Origin of the sequence: Pseudomonas sp. 51_B (assembly GCF_017491595.1) — a bacterium.
Lineage (GTDB): Bacteria > Pseudomonadota > Gammaproteobacteria > Pseudomonadales > Pseudomonadaceae > Aquipseudomonas > Aquipseudomonas promysalinigenes.
In genome coordinates, this window is record NZ_JAFGYW010000001.1 from 380,516 (window position 1) to 398,035 (window position 17,520).

The window sequence follows — 17,520 nt, forward strand, 5'->3', positions numbered from 1 at the left end:
TTTACGAAAACCCGCGAAAATACCGTAGGTATTATCATCGACCTGAACCCTTTCCCCATTGGCGCTAGCAGGTATCAGGATGAAACCACCGAAAGACGACGTAACAGATTTGGACAGCGAAGCGGCACGCCGCGCCCTGGATTACTACCTCAACCCGAACCCCACGCGTCCGAGTGCGCAGAACCGCATATGGACCTTGCACGAGGGCGTCACTGCCGAGCAGGCGCAGGACCACGCCATAGAGCTGCTGCGCTGCGCTGCGGCCACTGCCCATGAAACCGCCACCCACCAGGATGGCAGCACCCGCGAACTCACTTTCGCGCTGATGCACATGATTGATATGGCCAGGGCCCTGCTGGAACATCAGCGCGCCCTGCAGAATGGGCTCTAGCAAGGCAACAAGGTGTGAGTGTGATGGCCGCGGCCCGGCGAAAGGCCCCATTCGCCAGGCCAAGGAAGCGCACCGGAAAAATTTTCACCGGATAAACGAAAATTAATTTGACTGGCAAATGATAACGATTATTATTGCACTCAGCTGATCGCGAGATCTGCTGGATAACCAGGAGCTTAGGTCGCTCCAGATTATCTCCTCATCAGGCTAATCACGGTTTTTGACCCGGCTTTTTGCCGGGTCTTTTTTTTGGCTCTTCAGGCTAATGAAGATCTTTGATGCCGGGGATGATAGCAAAAGTGTTTCAGGGCGTGAACGTCCATTACAAATCTTTGCGAAATCAGCACTTGAGAATCAATATCATCCAGCCTACGCTATTTCCGCATCACGGAGGATGCCCCCGCCCGCCTGCACGGAGCTGCCCATGAATCGTTTGCCATTACCGATCGAGCCCCAGGCCTGCGCCCATGATCAGGCTGGCGAATATCAGCGGCTTTACGCCCTCAAACGTCTGCCCAGGCGCGTGCAGCAAGTGTTTCTGCTCAACCGACTTGATCAGTTGGATTACGCCACGATCGCCAAGCGCCTTGACCTGCCTGTGCTCAGTATCGAACGCAACATGCACCTAGCCCTGCAGGCCGTGCAGCCAGGCGCAGATGCCAACGCCCGGGTAGCCGGGCAATGGTACGTGCGGCTGCAGAGCCCTGATGTGACTGCCTGCGAGCGCATCGATTTTCGCCGCTGGCTGGATGCGGCACCCGAGCACCTGCAAGCCTTTCATGAAACCGAATTGCGCTGGCGCAGCCTGCTGGCACCGGCGCGAGCGTTGGGGCTCGATGGCTGGTATCGCCATGGGCGGACGGCGATTTCTTTAGGTGGGTGTTCGTTGGCGATGGGCATCGGTGTGGCGGCGCTGATGCTATTAGGGTTTTGGGCCTGAGCCAGTGTGTCGCCCCGCACAAGCTCTATTCCTCGCGTTCCACAGCCAATAGTGATCACAGTCAACCCCGCAGCACACACCTCTGACCTTCAGGCGGTGTACAGTACCCTCACAACAAGTCTTGAGGAGCCGCACATGACCGTGACGCTGTCCCCCCTGCAAATCGACTGCGATTTCGATTCCGGCAATATCCAGGTGATTGATGCCAGCAACCCGGCCCAAGTACACCTGGCCATCCGCCCTGACACCAACAGCGGGCATTTCCAATGGTTCCACTTCAAGGTCAGCGGCCTGACGCCGGGGCAGGCCCATCGCTTCAGCCTGGACAACGCCGGCCAGTCGTCCTACCAGAACGCCTGGAGCGGCTACAACGCTGTGGCCTCCTACGACCAGCAGCGCTGGTTCCGGGTGCCAAGCCAGTTCGATGGCAAGGCGCTGGCGTTCGAGATCAAGGCTGAGCAGGAGCAGATCTGGTTCGCGTATTTCGAGCCCTACCCCCGCGCCCGCCACAACCAGTTGATCGAACGTGCCCAGCAGATTGCAGGCGTGGAGCTGCTTGCCCATGGGCGCAGCGTGCAAGGCAGGGATATTCCCCTGTTGCGCGCCGGCGATGGCGCACCTGGCAAACGCAAGCTCTGGCTGATCGCTCAACAACATCCGGGCGAACATATGGCCGAGTGGTTCATGGAAGGCGTTATCGACCAGTTGCAGGCCAATGACTCGACGGTTCAGAAGCTACTGGAAAAGGCCGACTTGTACCTGATCCCGAACATGAACCCCGATGGCGCTTTCCTCGGCCACCTGCGCACGAACTTCAAGGGCAAGGACTTGAACCGGGCTTGGCAGGATGCCAGTGTCGAACTCAGCCCAGAGGTATTCTTCGCCCAGGCGCAAATGAAGCAGTACGGAGTGGATGCGTTCATCGATGTGCATGGCGACGAGGAAATCCCCCATGTGTTCGTGGCGGCATGCGAAGGCAACCCGGGCTACTCGCCGCGACTGGCCAAGCTCGAAGAGCAGTTCCGCACGACATTGTGCAGCGTGACCCAGGACTTCCAGACCGCACATGGCTACAGCCGTGACGAGCCCGGCCAGGCGAATACCTCTCTGGCGTGCAATGCCGTAGGCATGGCCCATGACTGTCTGTCACTGACCCTGGAGATGCCTTTCAAGGATCACGATGACGCACCGGACCCGGTGGCCGGTTGGTCGGGTGCACGGTCCAAGCGATTGGCGGGTGCGGTGCTTGAGACATTGGCGAGCATGGTGGACGGACTACGCTGATACGCTCAGAGCCACGCTCAGGTTACGAGGACACCGGGCGTGGCGTAATCGAGAATGCTCACCGCAACTGTAGGATCCGCTGCATGGGTACTTGCAACTCACGCCCTCAAAGGTTGTAGCTGATTTCTTTTTTTAAGCCGCGAGCAAATTCGCCCCTGTTTCAGAAGCAGGTTTTCCCCTATCGGTAAGCAAACCTTCTTTTCGAATAGGAATGTTTGCATGCCGCCTAAGTTGAAATTTCATCAGCCCGCACTTCAATCCCTCAGCGAGCAGGATCGACAACTGTTCGAGCAATATGGCAGCGGCGTTGTAGCCGAAATCCCTTACCAGAACGTTCATCACGGCTTCGCCGACATGGCCAGGTCACAGCCCCACATTTGTGCCGCCCGGCACGGCGGGCAAATGATCACCTACGGGGAGCTCGACGCCAAAGCGAATGCGTTGGCCAGCCACCTGATTGGCCTTGGGGTCCAGCAGGGGGATGCGGTAGGCCTGTTTCTGAGGCGGTCGATCGACATGCTGGTGGGGCTGCTCGGCATCCTCAAATGCGGCGCGGCCTACGTGCCAGTGGACATAGGCACCACGCCGCCGCGGCTTGTCGAACAGGTGATCGAGGCAGCCCAGGTTCGCCTTGTTCTGACCCAGGCTTGCCCCCTCGCGCTGATACCCGAGGGGGTTGAGTGTCAAGTCATCGAGACGGCGTGCCAAACCTCAGCTCCAGCGATACGCGCGCCAATGGTGTCGGGCCAGGCAACCTGCTTCATCCTATTCACCTCCGGCACCACAGGCATCCCAAATGGTGTCAAAGTCAGCCACGCGAATGTCTGCAACTTGCTATTCAGCGCCCCAGGAAACCTCGGGATAGCACCCGGCGACCGCGTTGGCCAGATCCTGCATATCGGCTTTGATATGGCGGCTTGGGAAATCCTCGGCTGCCTCTGTCACGGTGGCACGTTGCTGATTCGCGAAGCGGACATTGCTGCGACGGCGCAGCACTGCAGCATCCTGATCGCCACCCCCTCCATTCTGGCGCGTCTGGATCCGGCCCGTTGCCCCCATATCAAGACCGTCGCCGTAGCGGGCGAGCCTTGCCCGCCTTCACTGGCGGAGCGCTGGGCGGCCTACTGCAGCTTCCACAACAGCTGCGGCCCCACCGAAACCACGATCGTCAACACCATGGTCCGCTACCGCGCTGCAAGCATGTTGACTATTGGCAAGCCAACGCCGAACAACTCGGTCTACATTCTGGACGAGCACGGGGTTCCTTGTGCGATCGGCGACGTCGGCGAGATGTGGGCAGGCGGAGCTGGCGTCAGCCAGGGATACGTCAACAATGCCCTGCTGACGGAACAACGCTATCGTCCTGACCCTTTTTTGGGCGGCACCATGTTCCGCACCCGCGATCTGGGACGCTGGACTGCCACGGGTGAACTCGAACACTTGGGCCGCTGCGATGACCAAGTCAAAGTGCGCGGGTTTCGCGTTGAGCTAGATGCCGTTGCTGCGGCGCTCGAGAGCCTACCTGGCTGCAATCGCGCAGCGGCCTTGAAACTCGATGACCGTCAACTGGTGGCGTTCGCTAGCCCCATGTGTTTGGACATTGAGCAAGCATTGCTGCGTTGCCGCGAGCGCCTGCCCTACTACGCCGTGCCCACGCGCCTGACCTTGCTCGAAGAGCTTCCGCTCACGGGTCGCGGCAAGATCGACCGCGCCGTACTGCGTGAGCTGCTGGCTGCGGCGCAGGTGGCACCATGAATGCGCCCGTATCGAACGATTCATTCTCCAGAGCACCGAGCCGCTGGCGCCAACTGGTTAGTCACCCCGATCTTGCCCACTACCAACGCTTGTTCGCACTGGTGCTTGCCTGCAACTTCGCCGTGTTTTGCGCGCTGCACTGGGCTTGGCCGGTGCCCTCGGCAACGTTGCAGCATCTGCTGGACCTGAGCTTGGCGAATCTGGCGTTGGCGATCGTGATTCGTCAACAGCGGGTCATCAACCTGCTTTTTGGGTTGGTGCTGCGTGCACCATTGCATTGGCCGTTGTGGCTGCGCCGCAACCTGGCAAAGGTCTACCATTTTGGCGGTTTGCATAGCGCTGCGGCAGTGGCAGCCACAGCCTGGTTCACCCTTTATGCCTGGGGGCTGAGCAGCCAAGCCTGGTATGGCGAGCCAGTGTCTCTGGTACTGCTGAGCAGCACCGCTGCCCTGGTGGTGCTGACCGCGTCATTATGCGTCATGGCCCTGCCGCAAATTCGCAGCCGCTGGCATGATCGCTTCGAACAGGTTCACCGGCTTGGTGGCTGGAGCGCGTTGCTTCTGCTGTGGGTTCAAAGCCTGGTCAGTTACCGACAAGGGGTGCCCGACGCGCATTGGAGCCTGTGGCTGCAAACACCGACAGCTTGGTTACTCTGCCTGCTGACTGCTTGCATCATCGCCCCCTGGTTGCAATTGCGCAAAGTACCGGTGAGGTTCGACAAACCGAGTAGCCACGCGCTCGTGGCTCATTTCGATCATGGTGTAACGCCGTTTGCCGGATCCTCTACCAGCATCAGCCATCACCCACTCGGGCAGTGGCATGCCTTCGCCAATATACCCACGCCCGGACGCAGTGGCTTTCGCCTGGTCATTTCACGCGCGGGCGACTGGACAGGGCGGTTGATCGACAGCCCTCCCTCGCACGTGTGGGTAAAAGGGGTGCCCACAGCTGGAGTCGCGCGAGTCGAAAGGCTGTTCAGCTCGGTGCTATATGTGGCAACGGGTAGCGGTATTGGGCCGGTCTTGCCACATTTGCTCGCAGGCCAAGTACCCTGTCGCCTGCTGTGGGTCACGCGCAACCCTGTGGCCACGTATGGACAGGAGCTGGTCGATGAAGTGCTCTGGGCACAACCCCATGCGCAGATCTGGGACAGCGACCAGCACGGCAAACCCGACTTACTGGCCCTGACCCTCGCAACCTTGCACAACCACCCTGCGCAAGCCGTGATATGCATTGCCAACCAGGCCATAACCCGCAATCTGGTACAGCAGTTGGAGCTCAAGGGTATACCTGCCTACGGCGCCATATGGGACTCATGAGCCTAGAACGCAACGTCCAGGATCACGTTGTCCAGGTAGCTGCCCGCAGGCGGTGTGGCCTGGTCGGTGTAGACCCTGGCGTTGTAGTTGAAAACCTGGCTGCCCGTGCCGGTACCGTTTCCAGGGTTGACATCGGCATCGCTGCTTGAACGCCGGGCGGTGCCCAGCGAGCCCCAGCGCACCGCCCCGGCACTTTTGAAGATGTCGTAGGCCAGGAAGTTGCCCGCCGCGGACTTCATCCGCCGTCGCCCGCCCGAGGTATTTTCACCATCGTTCAAACCGACCGTGTAAGCACTGCCCCTGGTGCAGGACAGGCTCAGGCTCTGGCTTACGTTTGCGAACCCGGCGACCACTGGGGCACTGGCGAAGTTGATGGCAGGGGTAGTGATCTGGCAGTCATTGGTAACGGTCAGGCTGACGGTCATCGTTTGGGTACCATTGCCGATATCGCGGCCCAGGCAAACCCCCAGGGCACCGATGCCGGAGCAGTAGTTCCAGCTCCAAGCGACGGTCAGGGTTTCCTGATAGACCCCGGCCGCTACGTTACTGCCGATCTGTGTCTTCATGTACAGCGGCACCGCCTTGGGGGTGGTCCCGTTCAACAACCCAAGCAGGTCGAGGATGCCGTTACGGGCGAAGTCGAACGCCACCCCGCGGGTGATCGGGTAGCTGGTGCTGTTGTCAGCGTACAGCGTGTAGGGAATGACATCGCCGGTCGGGCCGACCAGCCCATTGGTGGCCGAGGTGATGGTGGCATAGAAGTGGTCCCCGGAACTGAGCAAGGTGAGCAAGGAGCCGGTGCACTGCAACCCGGAGTTTGTACTCGAGGCATTCTGTACCGTAGTGCGCACCAGGGTCGAGTTGACGGAGCCGAACGCCGCAGGCGTGGCGGCCACCGAGGCGCACAGCGCCCACGCCGAACCCATGGGAAGCAGCACGAGCAAACTGCACAACAGGCGCTTCATCTGCACACCAGCGGACCAATCAGCGGTATCGACCCGGCCGATTCCGGTAGGTCGAATTCCACCTGGCACGGCCCGCCGCCCTGCACTGTCACCTGCAGGCGGTTATGTGGCGACAAGTTTTCCAGGTACACCAGGCCATCCCAGCCGACTACCGCCTGACTGCCACTTTCCTGATGGCTGACCTTGCTGCCCAGTTTGAGCGGTTGCTGGTTGCCGTCGACCAGTTCGATGCTCGCTGCAAGCACTTGCCTGAGCGGGAACTCCAGCAGGTAGCCGCTGCCACGGCGCACCGCTACCCGCTGCTCGACCTCTGGGGCAAGTACATCGGGAGGCAAGCCCATCGGGTCGATTTCATATTTGCCGCGGTAGTAGCCACTGCTGTAAGGCACCAGTAGATGACCGTTGCGATCCGTGCGGCCTATATCCTGATTTTCGTACCTCACTGGCACATCGGCGTAACCGTTGGTGCTGACCACCACGAAGGCGTCATCGATTCGATTGGCTGCGAAAACCCCAGCGTCCATCCACACCAGCGAGCCGCTGGCATCGGCCCAGCGGGTCATCTCCCCGCTGCTGCCATACACCCCGGCCTGCAGCTGCACCGACTGCAGGCGCCAAGTAACATCGGCTTGGCGATAGGCATCGCGATCACCGCCTGCATAGCCAAGGTTGTAGCCAACGCCCCCACCGACGGGTACTGCGCGGCTATAGTTGACCCTTTGCGTGCGCTGCCCTTGCTTGCTGCGCTCCATGCTAACGGCCAGTGTGCTGCCAAAGTCGAACGGGATCACCAGTTGCGCCTGCACCGCCCACTGGCTGTCAGTCACTTCGCGGTTGGCCGACAGGTAAAGGCTGCTGTTGCCCCACAGTGGCTTGCTCCAACTCAGGTTGATGAGCCGGGTGCGAGTGCCGTCACCGGCACGCACGTCGAAATACCCGGCACCGACGCTGCCAAAGCGATCCAGGTTCACACTCAGGGTTGCTTGCTCGCTGCTCTGGCTCAGCAGCATATAGGGCGTGTCTACCCGGGTCAGGTCGGCATAGTCTCCATGGCGTTGCAAACGCTGGTAGTTGAAGCCCAAGCGCTGGCTGTTGTATTGGTATCCAACGGCGACCTGATGGCCTTTCTCGCCTTCGAACTGGCTTTGCGCCAAAGCCGCGTTAAGCACGCCGAACGTGCCCAGGCGCATGTTGCCGCCCACGCCCCCAAGCACCAGCGAATCGGCGGCCTCTGCATGGGTTTCCAAGGTGAACGTGTCGCTCAGGCCATGGCGCAGGCTGGCCGAAGCCACCCCGCCGCCATAGCCGAAATCCTTCACGCCATAGTCACGCCGCAAGCTACCGGCAGCCAGCGAAAAATCAGAAAGCCCCTTTTGCAGGAGGCTGCTGGTGACGTAAAAAGGCAAGGTGGTGGACACCTGCCGACCCAGGGCATCGGTGGTCACCACCACCGCCTCGCCTGCGCCGTTGATGAATGGCACGTTGGTCAGGGTATAAGGGCCAGGCTGCAATTCGGTGGTGCTGGACTTGTAGCCGTTGATGAACAGATCCAGCGAAGTCGGCACTGCCGCTTCACCGGCAAATGCCGGTAATGGGTAGGTAACCAGGTCGGGACGCGCGCCAAAGTCTCGAGACACCTGCAGGCCACCGACCCGCACCGAGCTGCTCCAAGGCAATGCCCCGGTGACCAAGTCGCCCGCGTCCACGGTGAGCAGGCGCTGCTCGTCGGTGAAGCGCCAGGTGGTGTCGTAACGCAGGTAGCCTTGGCGGCTGTTGGCCCGCTGCGCGCCATCGAACGACTGGCGCCATCGGCCGGTAGTCGACAAAGTGCCCCAGCTATCGAAAAGGCGAAGCTCATTCCACGCCGCCAGGTCGGTGCCACCGTCGTCGGTGTCGTTCAGGTACAGGTCATAGTTGAACAAAGCCCCAAAGCTGCTGCGCGCTTCACTGGCTGGATACAGCCCGCGCTCGCCCACTTGCTGGTCAGGAAGCCAGGCGGGCGGCACCTGTAAAAGCAGCCGTTGGTTCTGGCTATCGTAATCGGTATGCAGCCCCGGCACAGCGTCAAGCGCCACCTCGCCCTGGGGATCACCCGGCAGCGCGACGCCTGCGCTGCGCAGCACTTCGCTTTGCAGGTAAAGGCGCCCGGCACGTTGCTCCACCGCAACCAGCTCAGCCCTGGGCATCTGGTTCACCAACAGGTCCAGGTACAGCGTCGCATCGCTGACCACCGCCGTTTCGCTGGGCGGGGGCGGCAGGTCCTCGGCCGCCGCCAGCCAGGGGCCGAACAAGGCCAACCCCATGCACCAACGGCGCGAAGCCCGCAACAGGCTGCTCACACATGGACTCCGCCCATTGCCAGGTCCTCCATGGCCCTTGCCTTTCATACAGCAGTCGACTCATTGCCCTTGCCGAATCGCTTCGGCCGCTGCCTGGCCGTTCACCCTCCCCTTGATCGCGCCGCCAGGCGTCGCCGCCAACGGCGCAGGCCAACGCATACTGGCGCCTGGCAACACATAGCCGAGCAGGCCTTCGGCTATGGGCTTGGCTTGGCTGCCTTGCTGCAACACCACATCGGTCAAACGCGCATGCACGGGGCCGGTGTTGCGCAGTTCAACGTAAGGCTTGCCTTGAACCGTGACCGGGCGCCAGCTCAGCTGTGGCTTGCCGACGCCGTCAGCGTTGCGCTTGCCGTCTGGGTCGGCCTTGCCCCATAGCCCTTCGCCGTATACGAACAGCGGCACTGAGTACCGCATCTGCAGGCGAATAGCTGCCGTGGTACCTTGGCCGGTAGTGTCAGCCGGCAAGGGCGTGGGGATTTCGTCAATGATGATGCGATAGGACTGCTCTTGGCCCACCGGGGACGTACCCGTGCGGGTTAGGCGAATCAGTTGCTTCTGCCCTGGCGCAATGGTGGCCACTGGTGGGCTGCCGATAATCTCGCGCTGGGCCTGATACTGATCCTGATACTCACCCTGGCGCCAGGCGAACACCCGCACCTGCAAGCTGGCAGGCGCCGAACCACGGTTTTCCAGCCACAATGCCCCGGCTTTCTGGTCAGCTTCCAGTACCGGGTCGATCGGCCAGATCAACACCGATGTAGCGGCCCTGATCGGCAGGCTCGCCAAGAGTGTCAGGCCCAACACACCTTGCGCCCACTTTGCCCACACCCCCATATAGCTCTCCTTGGCTTGTTGTTCCAGGCCCCTGCAGCTTCACCAGGTGACCGTGACTTGCACGACATCGGTGTAGGTCCCAGCCGGTAAATTGCCCGGCAACTGGGTGCGGCCATACACCGGCAACTTGATGGCAGCCGCGTCGGCGTAATTCACCGTCACGCTCTGGCCGATACCCAAAGCCTGGCTGTAGGCCGCGTCCCGATACAACTGATAGGCAAGCACCTGTGTGCCGCCGCTGCGCTTTAGGTTGCGCGTGCCGCTGGCAGTGTTCAGGCCGCCATCGAGGCTCATGCTCATAGCCACCCCCGGCGTGCATTGGAACGTTACGGTGGTCCCGCCCATCGAGGTACTGAGGATGCCGGTGGACAACGCCGATTGCGTGCCATAGTCGAGCACCCCGTAGCTGGTCACTGCGCCCACCACCAAGCAGCCAGCCACGATTTGCGCACTCACCTGAAAGCTACTGGTAGTAGCTGCATCCAGCGGCGCGGTCGACAACAGGCCAGCGCCGATCAGGCACCCGCCGAGCCACCTGCCCATGGTTCAGAACGACAACTCGACAGCAACTGTGTCGGTATAGGTACCGGCCGGCAAACCGGCTTTGCCCCGGGCCTGGCCGTACAGGTTGACGGTTTGCGCAACGCCGGTACTGGTTGGCAGGGCAATGGTGCCGTCAATGGCCAACAGCGTGGTGCGCCCAGCGTCGGTATAGAAGTCATAAGGCACGTAGTTGCCGGCACCGTCGGCCAACGCACGGGTGCCCCCAGTGGACTGACCATCATGTGCTCCGGCGCGGACTTTGATCACCGGCACTGTGCCAGCTGAGCAGAGGATGCTCATCGCTGCGCCGCCGCCACCCAATACCTGGCCGTTGACCGTCGAAAACAGGGCATCGGCAGTGCCGAAATTCAGGGTGCCGAAGTTCAACCCCGTGGTGCCTGTACTGCCGTTGACCTGGCACGCCGCGGTCAGCGTCAGCGTGGAACTGATGGTGCCAGTCACGGTGGCGGCTTGGGCGTGAACTGTCGCAACCAGGCCGAAGCAGGCGAGCATGCAGCGGGTGAAAGTCGTTCGCATCGGAGTCTCCTTGCGTCGTCTACCAGTCCAGGGTCACTCTCAGGGTGTCGCGGTACAGCCCGGCCGGGAGTGCGCGGGGTTGTGCCACCACTACGCCGAAAATCGGTATGGGAATCTGCTCGGTACTGCTGATGGTGAAGGCGCGGGCCTCGCCGATGCCGTAGCGACTATTGCCACCTGGGTCTGTGGCCAGCTGATAGGGAATGGTTTCGCGACCGTTGCTGAGCCGGCGCACGCCATCGTCGCCATTGAGGCCGCCATTGATCCGCACGTTGAATGCCCGCACCTCGGGCGTGCAGCTGATCTGCAGGCTGCCTTCGGCACCCGCTTCGTCAACCCGGCTGCGTAGTGGCGTATCCCAATTCGGGCCGCGTTCACCAAAATCCATCAGGCCAGGGTTACTCAATGTGGCTGGCGGCTGATCGCCGCTATTGACCTGGCAGGCGGCGCTGATTACCAAGCGCGCTTGGATGAACCCAGTGGCGGTGCCATGCGCCACACCGCTAGGTAGCAACAGCGGGCCAAGACCCAAAAGCAGAAGCGAAGTGCGGTTCATGACATGACATCCCTGTACATTGGCCTCGCTACCAAGTGACGGTAACTTTGAGTAGGTCGGTGTACTGCCCGGCGCGGGGTACCCATGCCAGGTTTTCGATCCGCGCGTATAGCGGCAACTCGACGGTACCCGTATCTGGCACCCGTGCTGCATTGGGCTCATCGACGCTCACAGGCTCACGCCAGGCGGCATCGCGAAACAACCGGTAAGGGATCGGCTTGGCCTGCGCGTCTTCGCTGGCGAGAAAGCGCAACTCACCAGCACCACCATGCTGGCCACCGTCGACACGTACCTGATAGAGCGTGTCGGGGTTGCACTCCAGCCGTGGCGGGCGCTGGGTAAGCAATGCACCGCTGAGCGGGGCGTTCTTGCCGTCCAGGCGCGATGCGCCCCCCAAGTCGATCAACCCCAGGGCCTGAGCGCCCGCATCGCGCTGCTGGGCAACCAGCATGCAGCCACGCTGCACCAGTACCCGCACCTCTACTTGGAAATCCGCCGCCATGGCACTACTGCTCAACAGCAGGCCAAACAGCGCGGCTATCAAGCGTTCCGTCACTGGATTGTTCCTGTTTCCATATCGTGTAATTGAGCGTAGCAGCAGGAGACTAAACAGTGGTGGCTAGACGCCACTCTTTGCGACTAAGCCCAAAGCGCTATCCCGCCACCAAGAAATTTTGTGCCCCGCCGAACCCCTGATCTTTCAGTCCATCCAATAAGCATGAAGCGGTAAAGCGCCGCATATTCTGTTACCGTGCTCTGTGGCCAATACTTGGCTGATACCGCATGCGTCATGCATGGAAGAAACATCACAGGAGCGTCCATTGATGACTGCAGACACTGCCCTCGCCGCTGCTGTCGAGCGCTGCGCACAAGAACCGATCCAGGTGCCCGGCAGCATCCAGCCCCACGGCTTTCTTCTGGTGCTGGACGAGCAAGACCTGCGAGTGCTCCAAGCCAGCGAGAACGCCGAACAATGGCTAGGCGTTCCGGCGCAGGAGTTGATCGGTCATCGCTTCGCCGATGTCATCAGTGACAGTTTCGATCTACGCTCCCATCTTCAGCGCTTATCCATCGATGAGCCCTTTCCGTTTCATATCGGTGATGTGTCCCTGCGCCATGGGGCTCCTTGCAATGAAGCGCTACGCCTGCTCGCCCACCGCCATGACCAAGTACTGATCGCCGAGTTCGAACCTTTCCGCCAGCCTGCCGGCCTGGCCGACCAGAGCGACTACTACCCTCTGGTCCGTGGATTCGTCAGCAGCCTGCACAATGCAGACAGCCTCGAGCAATTGCTGCATGAGTGTGTCGTACAGGTCAAACGCATAACCGGCTTTGGTCGGGTCAAGGCCTACCGTTTCGACGCCGAGGGCAATGGCCAGGTACTGGCGGAACTGGCTGACGAGGGTTATCCGCAGTACCTGGGCCTGCACTTCCCTGCTGCCGACATCCCCCGCCAGGCCCGGGAGCTGTATCGGGTAAGCCGCATCCGCGTGATCGAGGATGCCAATTACCAAGCTTCAGCACTGCTACCAGCCCTCAACCCGCGCACTGGCAAGGCCCTGGACATGAGCTTTGCCGCGCTGCGTAGCGTTTCGCCCGTGCACCTGCAGTACATGCGCAACATGGGCACGCTTGCATCAATGTCGCTTTCGATCGTGGTGGATGGCCAGCTCTGGGGACTCATTTCCTGCCATCACGCGCAGCCACGGGCAGTGGAATTTCGCACTCGCACCGCCTGCGAACTGTTGGCCAGCGTGTTATCGCTGCAGATCGAAACACGCGAATCTCACGCCAATACCAGCCGGTTACTGGAGCTGCGTCAGCACATCGTAAGCATGATCTCATCGATGGCCGATCACGACAGTGTCAGTGATGGCTTGCGTGAACTACCCGAGGTACTGCTGGAGTTCGCCGGAGCCAACGGCGCCGCCGTGATCAGCGCCGAACGTTGCGACCTGATCGGCCAAACACCGCCGGCAGCGCAAGTCAACGCCCTGGTGCACTGGCTGGGCCAACGCGACGGCCTAACCGTTTTTCATACCGACAACGTGCGCCGCGACATCGATGAGCTCCCAGAGCTTGCAGCCCACGCCGGGGGCGTACTGGCGGTGGCCATCTCGCAGATCCATTCGCATTACCTTGTCTGGTTCCGCCCCGAGCAGGTGCGCACAGTTCAATGGGCCGGGCGTCCGGACAAGCAAATTGGCCCACAAGGCGCACTGAATCCGCGGCATAGTTTTGAGCGCTGGCAGGAGCAGATCAGTGGTTATTCCCAGCCGTGGTCCCCACAAATACTGGAAGGCGTGCTCGAACTGCGCACCTCGGTTCTGGGCATCGTTCTGCGCAAAGCCGAGGAGATGGCGCAACTGGCCAATGAGCTACGCCGCTCGAACAAGGAACTTGAAGCCTTTTCCTACAGCGTGTCCCACGACCTACGCGCGCCATTACGGCATATCGCCGGCTATACCGAATTGCTTGGCGAAATCGAAGGCCAGCATTTGAGTGAACGTGGCACCCGTTTTCTCAAGCACATCGAAGAGGCTGCGCATTTTGCTGGCAGCCTGGTCGACAACCTGCTCAACTTTTCCCAGATGGGTCGCTCTGCCCTGCGCCTGGCGGATGTCGACCTCAATGCCCTGGTCGACACCATTCGCCAGGAGCTTGCGCCTGATTACGAAGGCCGCGAGATCATCTGGGACATAGCACCGCTGCCCAAGGTAATCGCCGACCCGGCCTTCATCAACCTGGCGTTGCATAACCTGATCGCCAATGCGATCAAATATACCCGCGGCCGTGAGCCTGCACACATCGAGATGCGTGCCTACCAGCACGCTAGCGAAACCGAGATCAGCATCCGAGACAATGGTGTAGGATTCGATATGGCCTACGCCAACAAACTGTTCGGGGTGTTCCAACGTTTGCACCGTATGGAAGACTTCGAAGGCACCGGAATCGGCCTGGCCAGTGTGCGGCGGATCATCGAGCGTCATGATGGGCGAGTCTGGGCCGTAGGCCAGGTCGACCAGGGCGCTAGCTTCCACTTCACACTGCCCCGTCACCCGGCAACTACCTGAGGCACTTTATTAACATGCTCAAGCCCATCCTGCTGGTCGAAGACAACCCCCGGGACCTGGAGCTGACGCTCCTGGCCCTGGAGCGCAGCCAGTTGGCCAACGAGGTCATCGTCCTGCGTGACGGTGCCGATGCCCTCGATTACCTGTTACGCCGCAATGCCTACGTCGACCGCGACGACGGCAACCCCGCAGTGCTGCTGCTGGACCTGAAACTGCCGAAAATCGATGGCCTGGAAGTACTCAAAGCCGTACGCAACACGCCTGAACTACGCAGTATCCCGACGGTAATGCTGACTTCTTCGAGAGAAGAGCCGGACCTGCTGCGTGCCTACGAGCTTGGCGTCAACGCCTACGTGGTCAAACCAGTGGAGTTCAAAGAGTTCGTCGCGGCGATTTCCGACCTGGGCATATTCTGGGCGGTGCTCAATGAGCCGCCACCCGGCTCGCTGCGCCTTAACCGCCGTGGCAGCCACTGAGGCGCGCTTACAGATGTTGTCCAAACCGCTGAAATTGTTGATGGTCGAAGACAGCTCGATGGATGCCGAGTTGACCCTAATGCGCCTGGAGCGCAGCGGACTGCAGGTGCAGTCGCAACTGGTGTTCGACCACATTGGCGTCGAGCAAGCCCTGCATCAGGCCAGCTTCGACCTGATCCTGTGCGACTGCGTGCTGCCCGGCTCCTCCGGCACCGATGTGTTGGCCATAGCCCAACGCTTGGCCCCTGACACCCCGTTCATCTTTCTTTCGGGCATCTACGGGGAAGAACATGCGGTGGAGATGATCCGCCTGGGCGCTACCGATTATGTCTTGAAGAAAAACTTGCCGCTGCTGCCAAAGGCCGTGCGTCGGGCCCTCACCGAAGTGCATGAACGCCAGCGCCGGCGCTACGCCGAAGAAGCCTTGGCCGATGTCGAAGCCCGCGCGCGCATCGCCATCGATGCCGCTGGCATGGGCACGTGGGATTTGCGTCCACAACAAGGGTTGCTGGTCTGGGATAATCGCTGCAAGGCTCTGTTCGGTTTGCCGCCCGAAACCGAAATGGACCTGGATGTGTTCTATGCCGGTATCTACCACGAAGACCTGCCTAAAGTGCGTGAAGCCGTGGAGCAGGCCATGCGCCCGGACAGCGACGGGCTATACCGTGTCGAGTTCCGTACCGCCGAACCCAACGGTATGGAGCCGCGCTGGCTGCTCAGCAGCGGCCAGGCCCAGTTTTACGACGGGCAGTGCACGCGGTTTTCTGGGGTGCTGCAGGACATTCACACTCAGCGCCAGGCAACCCAGGCGCTCAAGCAGCTCAACGAAATGCTGGGCGAACGCGTCGAGCGCCGTACCCGAGAACGGGACCGCGCCTGGGAGTTGTCCCAGGATCTGCTTGCCGTGCTCAACAAAGACCTGACGCCTGTAGCGCTCAACCCAGCCTGGGAAGCCAGCCTGGGCTTTTCTCGCGAGCGCCTGAGCCAGGCCTCGCTGCTGCACCTGCTGCCAGACGCAGACCAGCAAGCATTGCTCAGCGAGCTGGGTGCTCTTGCGCACGGGCGCACCAGTGCGCGGTTCGTTGGTCGCATTCAGCACGCCGGAGGCCAGTTGCGTTGGCTGTCCTGGGTGGTGGTGCCGGAAGACACCTTGCTCTACGTGGTGGCTCGCGATATTACCAGCGAGCGAGAAAGCGCTTTGGGCCTTGCGCAAGCCAACACACGCCTGCGCGAGCAGATCACCGAGCGTGAACGCATCGAGGCGGCGCTGCAGCAGATGCAACGGCTTGAGGCTGTCGGTCAGCTGACCGCAGGTGTGGCCCACGACTTCAACAATCTGCTCACGGTCATTCTCACTGGAGCCAGCTTCCTTGAACGCGATCTGGCCAAGGCGGATGTCGACAAGGCTCGCAGCCGCCTGACGCATATCCGCGAAGCCGGCGAGCGCGGCGCCAAGCTGACGTCGCAACTGCTCGCCTTTTCCCGTCGCCAGCGCCTGGAACCGGTGCCGTTGAACCTCAATCGTACTTTGACCGGCCTGGAAGAACTGTTGAGCCGCACCTTGGGTGGCAACATCCTAGTACGCCTGGACCTTGATCACAGCCTATGGCACGCGCTGACCGACCCCACCCAGACCGAGATGATCATTCTCAACCTGGCGATCAACGCACGTGACGCCATGCCCGAAGGTGGCCAATTGACCCTGTCGACTCGCAACACGCGAGTCAAGGCTCGTCCTCACCGTCCCGAAGACCCGGAACCGGGCGAGTATGTGATGCTGAGCATTCGCGATACAGGCTGTGGCATGAGCGAGGAGGTGTTGGCCAAGGTGTTCGAGCCTTTCTTCACCACCAAGGATATCGGCAAAGGCTCTGGGCTTGGGTTAGCTCAGGTATTTGGCTTTGCCAAGCAATCCGGGGGCGGAGTGCGCATTGATACCGAGCCAGGCCATGGTACCCAAGTTGCTGTTTATCTACCGGCAGTGAAGCACGAAGTCGATGCAGACCCTGCCCCGCAAGCCATCAGCCAACCGATCGATGACAGCGGACGGGACCGCACGGTGTTGCTGGTAGACGACGATCACTTGGTGCGCGACATGCTCGGTGACGTGTTACGCCAGTATGGCTACGAGGTCCGCCAGGCGCACAGTGGGGAACAGGCGTTGGCCCTGTTGGACGACGATATCGACCTGCTGCTGACCGACTTTGCCATGCCCGAATTCAACGGCGGACAATTGGCTCTGGCGGCGCGCCAACGACACCCGCAGTTGCCGGTGGTATTTCTGACTGGGTATGCAGAGCTCGAAGGACTTGAGCTGCCTGGCAGTCTGGTGCTGCAGAAGCCGGTGCAGGCGGATGAGCTTGCCAGGGTACTCAGCGACGTGCTGCGCCTGAACCCGTAGCTTTGCGATAAAAACTGGCTGGCTTGCTGGGGGGCGACTGCGCCCCAGCTGCCAACGGTGCCGAACAGCGCAAACGCAGAAACTCAGCGCCGATAGTCATCTG

The 17,520-nt window shown here is 61.1% G+C and carries 15 protein-coding genes; 8 read left to right on the forward strand and 7 right to left on the reverse strand.

All coding sequences use genetic code 11. The annotated features are described in order from the left end of the window. The first annotated feature begins 79 nt into the window (after window positions 1–79). From J5M56_RS01715 to J5M56_RS01735, 5 genes are all read left to right on the forward strand, one after another. On the forward strand, window positions 80–391 hold the full coding sequence (locus J5M56_RS01715; protein WP_186476833.1) for a hypothetical protein: 312 nt from the start codon (window positions 80–82) through the stop codon (window positions 389–391). 424 nt (window positions 392–815) lie between these two features. Beyond that, window positions 816–1,331 (forward strand): DUF4880 domain-containing protein, encoded by a 516-nt coding sequence (locus J5M56_RS01720; protein WP_186476832.1) that lies wholly within the window; start codon window positions 816–818, stop codon window positions 1,329–1,331. Between the two features lie 135 nt (window positions 1,332–1,466). Then, the gene (locus tag J5M56_RS01725) at window positions 1,467–2,615 is read left to right on the forward strand and encodes a carboxypeptidase family protein (protein WP_186476831.1); all 1,149 of its coding nucleotides are present in this window, start codon (window positions 1,467–1,469) and stop codon (window positions 2,613–2,615) included. Window positions 2,616–2,834: 219 nt separating this feature from the next. Further along, entirely contained in the window at window positions 2,835–4,370 is a 1,536-nt protein-coding gene (locus J5M56_RS01730; RefSeq protein WP_207869308.1) for an amino acid adenylation domain-containing protein, read from the forward strand. Then, window positions 4,367–5,689, forward strand: a complete 1,323-nt coding sequence (locus tag J5M56_RS01735) for a hypothetical protein (protein ID WP_207869310.1) — start codon at window positions 4,367–4,369, stop codon at window positions 5,687–5,689. The genes J5M56_RS01730 and J5M56_RS01735 overlap by 4 nt, the downstream gene beginning before the upstream one ends. Before the next feature lie 2 nt (window positions 5,690–5,691). Here the strand turns inward: J5M56_RS01735 and J5M56_RS01740 are convergent, their stop codons facing one another. From J5M56_RS01740 to J5M56_RS01770, 7 genes are all read right to left on the reverse strand, one after another. Next, a complete protein-coding gene (locus J5M56_RS01740; RefSeq protein ID WP_207869312.1) occupies window positions 5,692–6,654 on the reverse strand; it encodes a spore coat U domain-containing protein in 963 nt (320 codons plus the stop codon). After that, window positions 6,651–8,957, reverse strand: a complete 2,307-nt coding sequence (locus J5M56_RS01745; protein WP_243430455.1) for a fimbria/pilus outer membrane usher protein — start codon at window positions 8,955–8,957, stop codon at window positions 6,651–6,653. The genes J5M56_RS01740 and J5M56_RS01745 overlap by 4 nt, the downstream gene beginning before the upstream one ends. 96 nt (window positions 8,958–9,053) lie before the next feature. Beyond that, a complete protein-coding gene (locus tag J5M56_RS01750) occupies window positions 9,054–9,830 on the reverse strand; it encodes a molecular chaperone (RefSeq protein ID WP_186476826.1) in 777 nt (258 codons plus the stop codon). A gap of 39 nt (window positions 9,831–9,869) precedes the next feature. Beyond that, window positions 9,870–10,373 (reverse strand): spore coat U domain-containing protein, encoded by a 504-nt coding sequence (locus tag J5M56_RS01755; RefSeq protein WP_207869316.1) that lies wholly within the window; start codon window positions 10,371–10,373, stop codon window positions 9,870–9,872. Window positions 10,374–10,376: 3 nt separating this feature from the next. Beyond that, the gene (locus J5M56_RS01760) at window positions 10,377–10,910 is read right to left on the reverse strand and encodes a spore coat protein U domain-containing protein (protein ID WP_186476824.1); all 534 of its coding nucleotides are present in this window, start codon (window positions 10,908–10,910) and stop codon (window positions 10,377–10,379) included. 19 nt (window positions 10,911–10,929) lie between these two features. After that, complete coding sequence (locus tag J5M56_RS01765; protein ID WP_060476809.1) at window positions 10,930–11,466, reverse strand: spore coat U domain-containing protein; 537 nt, start codon at window positions 11,464–11,466, stop codon at window positions 10,930–10,932. Window positions 11,467–11,494: 28 nt separating this feature from the next. Beyond that, window positions 11,495–12,022, reverse strand: a complete 528-nt coding sequence (locus J5M56_RS01770) for a spore coat U domain-containing protein (protein ID WP_207869318.1) — start codon at window positions 12,020–12,022, stop codon at window positions 11,495–11,497. 268 nt (window positions 12,023–12,290) lie between these two features. Here J5M56_RS01770 and J5M56_RS01775 point away from each other — a divergent pair, with 268 nt between their 5' ends. Genes J5M56_RS01775 through J5M56_RS01785 form a run of 3 tightly spaced genes read left to right on the forward strand, consistent with a single transcriptional unit; the run spans window position 12,291 to window position 17,417 of the window. Continuing rightward, complete coding sequence (locus J5M56_RS01775) at window positions 12,291–14,540, forward strand: ATP-binding protein (protein ID WP_207869321.1); 2,250 nt, start codon at window positions 12,291–12,293, stop codon at window positions 14,538–14,540. 14 nt (window positions 14,541–14,554) lie between these two features. Then, window positions 14,555–15,016, forward strand: coding sequence for a response regulator (locus tag J5M56_RS01780; RefSeq protein ID WP_186476821.1), 462 nt, complete (start codon window positions 14,555–14,557; stop codon window positions 15,014–15,016). Window positions 15,017–15,029: 13 nt separating this feature from the next. Next, window positions 15,030–17,417: a hybrid sensor histidine kinase/response regulator gene (locus J5M56_RS01785; protein ID WP_207869323.1), complete on the forward strand. Its 2,388-nt coding sequence runs from the start codon at window positions 15,030–15,032 to the stop codon at window positions 17,415–17,417. Window positions 17,418–17,520 lie beyond the last annotated feature (103 nt).